Source organism: Streptomyces sp. NPDC005402, assembly GCF_040606575.1.
Taxonomy (GTDB): Bacteria; Actinomycetota; Actinomycetes; order Streptomycetales; family Streptomycetaceae; genus Streptomyces.
In genome coordinates this window covers 67,884-71,467 of record NZ_JBEXFB010000035.1, presented here as the reverse complement: position 1 = coordinate 71,467, position 3,584 = coordinate 67,884, and the positions used below count along the sequence as shown (strand labels likewise).

The following is a 3,584-nucleotide window of genomic DNA, read 5'->3' as shown; positions in this document are numbered from 1 at the left end:
AACCTGCTGAGGTGCTGGACCGGCACCTGCAGCACCTGCGGCCGCCCCCTCACCACAGCCAGACACAGAGCCAGAACCTAACGAAGCACTACTAGCGCCGGAAGGGAAACCGTGCCCAAGAACGAAGAACTGGCCGATCTGGCAGAAGCGGGCTACTTGCCCACGGACATCGACACGGACACCGGTCTCGTGTCCATGGGCAAGTTGGCACATCGAGACTTCCATGAGGTCTGGTACAGCGACACCGTGGGCGCGGCCGCTCCCGGCAGCAGCAGGACTGTCCCCCTCGCGTCATTCATCGAGCAGTTCGCCGATCGACGGGGCGACCAGCCACTGCGGCTCATCGCGCACACATCCCGGTGCGGATCGACATTGCTGGCCAATCTCCTGACCCTGCGCCCGACCACCATGGTCCTCAAGGAGCCGGACTTCGTCACCGTCCCCGCCCGCAGGATCGCACTCGCCGCCGACAGGGTGGAGTCCCAGACGTTCCACGCCCTGTTGAAGTCCTTGCTGAATTACACCTGTTACGCGGCGGTGGCGGCCGGCCGTGAGCCTGTCGTCAAGATCACCAGTTGGACCGTGCCCATCGTGGTGGCCAGCTTGGCCAAAAGCGAGAACAACAGGTGGCTGTTCCTCTGGCGCGAACCCGAGAAGGTGGTTGCGTCCAACATGGCGACGCCGTCGACCTGGGGCCGCGACACCGAGAACGGGAGCGCCGCTCGGCGTCTGGCGGGGGTCGGCGACGTCTCCGCAGACGCCGTCAGGTTCTACGCCACCACGTGGTGCCGGGTCGTGGACAGTTTCCTGTCCGCTGGCGATGACCTCCCCTGGCGCGCTCTGGAGTTCCAAGATCTCGTGCAGGAGAAGAAAGCCTCCCTGCTGGCGACGGAGAGCTGGTTCGACCTCGCCCCCACCGCCGAACTGCCCCACAGATTCGAGCAGGAGAGCAAGCGGTACTCCAAGGGAGGGCAGGCAGAGGTCTTCGACCCGGCCAAGACACACCGCCGCAGCCCGCTGGAGCAGCTGGCTGCGGACGAGGTCAGGACGATCACCCGGCAGGCGCTCACGGCGTTGCGCGAGGAGAGGCCCCGTCAGCTGTTCTGATCAGCTGTTTCTGACGGCGGCGGGCTCGCGTACTCGAGGATGCGCCGAATGTCCCATACATGATGGAAGGCGTCGTGTGCGTTGTTGCGTGCGACGTCTTCGGCACGCTGGACGCCTCTGGCAGCGTGCTGCAGCACGACGTCTTCATGAAGGGCGGCTGTGACCGCCTCCGACCAGGCGGCCGCCGCGCGTTCCAGCGACCAGAGAGCGGCCGCCGGCGCGATCCTGTCGTAACGACGGGCTTTCGCGAGGAGATCGGGGTCGTAGCCGGGCACGGCCACCTCTGCGGAGAGCCGGACCCCTGCAGCGAGCCCTTCGGCCCATGCTCGCAGGTTGTCGGCCACGTGGCAGACGTAGGCCGTGGGCCCCCACGAGAGATCGGGGTGGTGTTCCTGCCCGGTGCAGCCGTCGAGCAGCGCACGGAACTGGGCGGGAAGCCCCAGGAGGATTTGGATCGCCTCCTGCGGGGTCAGGGACCACCCGTAACCGCAACCGCGGCAAGGATCGCCGTACAGATCCGCGCCCCATTTCTCCACGGCCGCACTCCCCTTCCTACTGACAGTCATGCGAACATAGTGTTTCCTTGAGTGCAGCAATACGCGCCAGTTTCGAGCATGCGGAAATGAGCCGCATGGTGTCGCCGCCGATTATCTCCAGGTGATCCCGGAGCCCTTCCTCCCGCGCGATGACACCGAGTGCGTTGCGCACCGGAGCCATCGTAACGCTTTGGTGAGCCTGAGCTGAAACACCGATTCCGTGCAACCACTCCCCGAGTGCCTGCACCTGGCTCGATTTACCTGCCCCGTCCAGGCCTACTACGGCAATCAGTTTCCCGACTCAGCCCGGATAGGTTACGTGATCCTTCATGACTGATCCACCCTTCGCGCTGGGCAGGTCGCGATATCCCTCAGGAACTCGCGGTACCGAGCCCTCGAAGTTTGCGCCACTTGAATGGACGCTGAGAGGCGCATCGACTGCCGGGAACCGGACTTGCTCCGCAGCAGCGGCACCGTCCAGGGAAGCTGCTCCCGTACCCATGCGTCGCATTTCCGCACCACCGCCATGGCCGCCTCTGTGGTCTCCGCGTTCCGCAGCATCCGGCATGGCGCGGTACGCCTGACCGACCACCGAGGGATCGCAGGCGAGTCGCAGTTGCTTTTCCGCTTCCGTCACCGCGGAGATACCAGTTCCCCGGTAGGTGCACTCGGCCAGCACTCTGAGTGCCAGCGTGCAGGACGCCACGCACGTCGGCCAGTCCTCTGCGGCAAAGGCGGCGTCGATATCGGCGAGATAGGACTGCACTTCGAATCCGTAGTGCCATGTCATATCGGCGCCGCGCGTCAGCAGCCAGTCGAAGTTCACGCCTTCGTCCCGGACCGCTCGTGCGGCGGTGGTGTCGTCCATCAGCCCAGCACCTGCCCGAGCACGTCGCCGTCAACCGAGATGTCGCATTCCCCTCGGCGCAGAGCCGTCAGGACCCAGGAGGCGCCCACCTTTTCCACCGCCTCCTGGACGCTTCCGGTCCACCTCGTGTTCCGTGTCCAGCAGCCGTCCGTGACGATTGAGCAGCCACTTCTTCCCGCCCAGCGAAAGGCGCTGCGAGCCCGCCGCGACGGTCAGGCGCGTCAGATTCCACGCATCGGCCGGGCGTCGCAGCCCGCAGCGGTCGGCGACCGACCGGAACGACGCCTCGTCACGCACCTCCGCCGGATCGGCCAGACCCAGCCGCCGGACCCTGGCCGGCAGCCACTTCTCGTTGTTGGTGACATCGCCGGCGGCGCGGCACCGCAGCTCAAGCAGCCGGCGGGCTGCGTTCCGCCAGAGGTACTCGCTGGCTGACGGGGGTTCGGCCGCCTCGGCAGCCAGCCTCGCAAGGGCGACGGCGATGATCGTCTCGTCGAACGCGCTGCGTACCAGCAGGGGCAACACCGCCGACGCCTCATCGGCGGTGAAGACATCGTGCTCGCCTTCCTTCACGGGCACCCCATGCAGCCAGCGACGGAGGGTAGTCCACCCCATTACCGGCTCCGGCCCCTCGCCCAGGGCGATATGGCCGATCCCGATATCGGCGAGAGCGTGCTCCCGAGCCTGCGCAACGGTCTGTGACACCCAGTCAGCCGGATAGCACTACATGTCCACCATCACATCCCGGACGAAGTGCATAGACGGCCCGGTCTTTTCGGCGATCCCCCCGCGCAGGATATGGATATCAACATCGCTGCCGGCGTTTCCGAGCCCTGAGGCCAGGAGCCCACCAAGTAGGCGCTGCCCTCGGAGAACTCCGCTGCGGCGGTCTGCTCCAGGTCCGCGACCGTCATCCCGACGACATTGAGGCAGGTTTCCGCATCCTTGGCGAGCTTGCGCACGGAAACCTTCCCTGCCGGTGACCGTCCACCTGTCATCGTCACGGGGAAAACTCCTGTTCCCCGGACTCATTGCGAACCCGCCGGTCCGCCGCCGCGATCGCGGCGGCGGAC

6 protein-coding genes are annotated in these 3,584 nt (G+C 66.2%); 1 reads left to right on the top strand and 5 read right to left on the bottom strand.

The features are described 5' to 3' along the window. The first annotated feature begins 111 nt into the window (after positions 1-111). Positions 112-1,107 carry a hypothetical protein gene (locus ABZT02_RS41375; RefSeq protein ID WP_356027553.1) on the top strand — a complete coding sequence of 332 codons (996 nt, stop codon included), beginning with the start codon at positions 112-114 and terminating at the stop codon, positions 1,105-1,107. Here ABZT02_RS41375 and ABZT02_RS41370 read toward each other — a convergent pair. From ABZT02_RS41370 to ABZT02_RS41350, 5 genes are all read right to left on the bottom strand, one after another. Next, positions 1,095-1,673 carry a hypothetical protein gene (locus tag ABZT02_RS41370; protein ID WP_356027551.1) on the bottom strand — a complete coding sequence of 193 codons (579 nt, stop codon included), beginning with the start codon at positions 1,671-1,673 and terminating at the stop codon, positions 1,095-1,097. The genes ABZT02_RS41375 and ABZT02_RS41370 overlap by 13 nt on opposite strands. After that, entirely contained in the window at positions 1,660-1,815 is a 156-nt protein-coding gene (locus ABZT02_RS41365; RefSeq protein WP_356027548.1) for a hypothetical protein, read from the bottom strand. The genes ABZT02_RS41370 and ABZT02_RS41365 overlap by 14 nt, the downstream gene beginning before the upstream one ends. Before the next feature lie 129 nt (positions 1,816-1,944). Further along, positions 1,945-2,511, bottom strand: a complete 567-nt coding sequence (locus tag ABZT02_RS41360) for a hypothetical protein (RefSeq protein ID WP_356027546.1) — start codon at positions 2,509-2,511, stop codon at positions 1,945-1,947. A 30-nt stretch (positions 2,512-2,541) separates the two neighbouring features. Continuing rightward, the gene (locus tag ABZT02_RS41355) at positions 2,542-3,084 is read right to left on the bottom strand and encodes a hypothetical protein (RefSeq protein WP_356027543.1); all 543 of its coding nucleotides are present in this window, start codon (positions 3,082-3,084) and stop codon (positions 2,542-2,544) included. A 164-nt stretch (positions 3,085-3,248) separates the two neighbouring features. Beyond that, a complete protein-coding gene (locus tag ABZT02_RS41350) occupies positions 3,249-3,473 on the bottom strand; it encodes a hypothetical protein (protein WP_356027541.1) in 225 nt (74 codons plus the stop codon). Between the last annotated feature and the right edge of the window lie 111 nt (positions 3,474-3,584).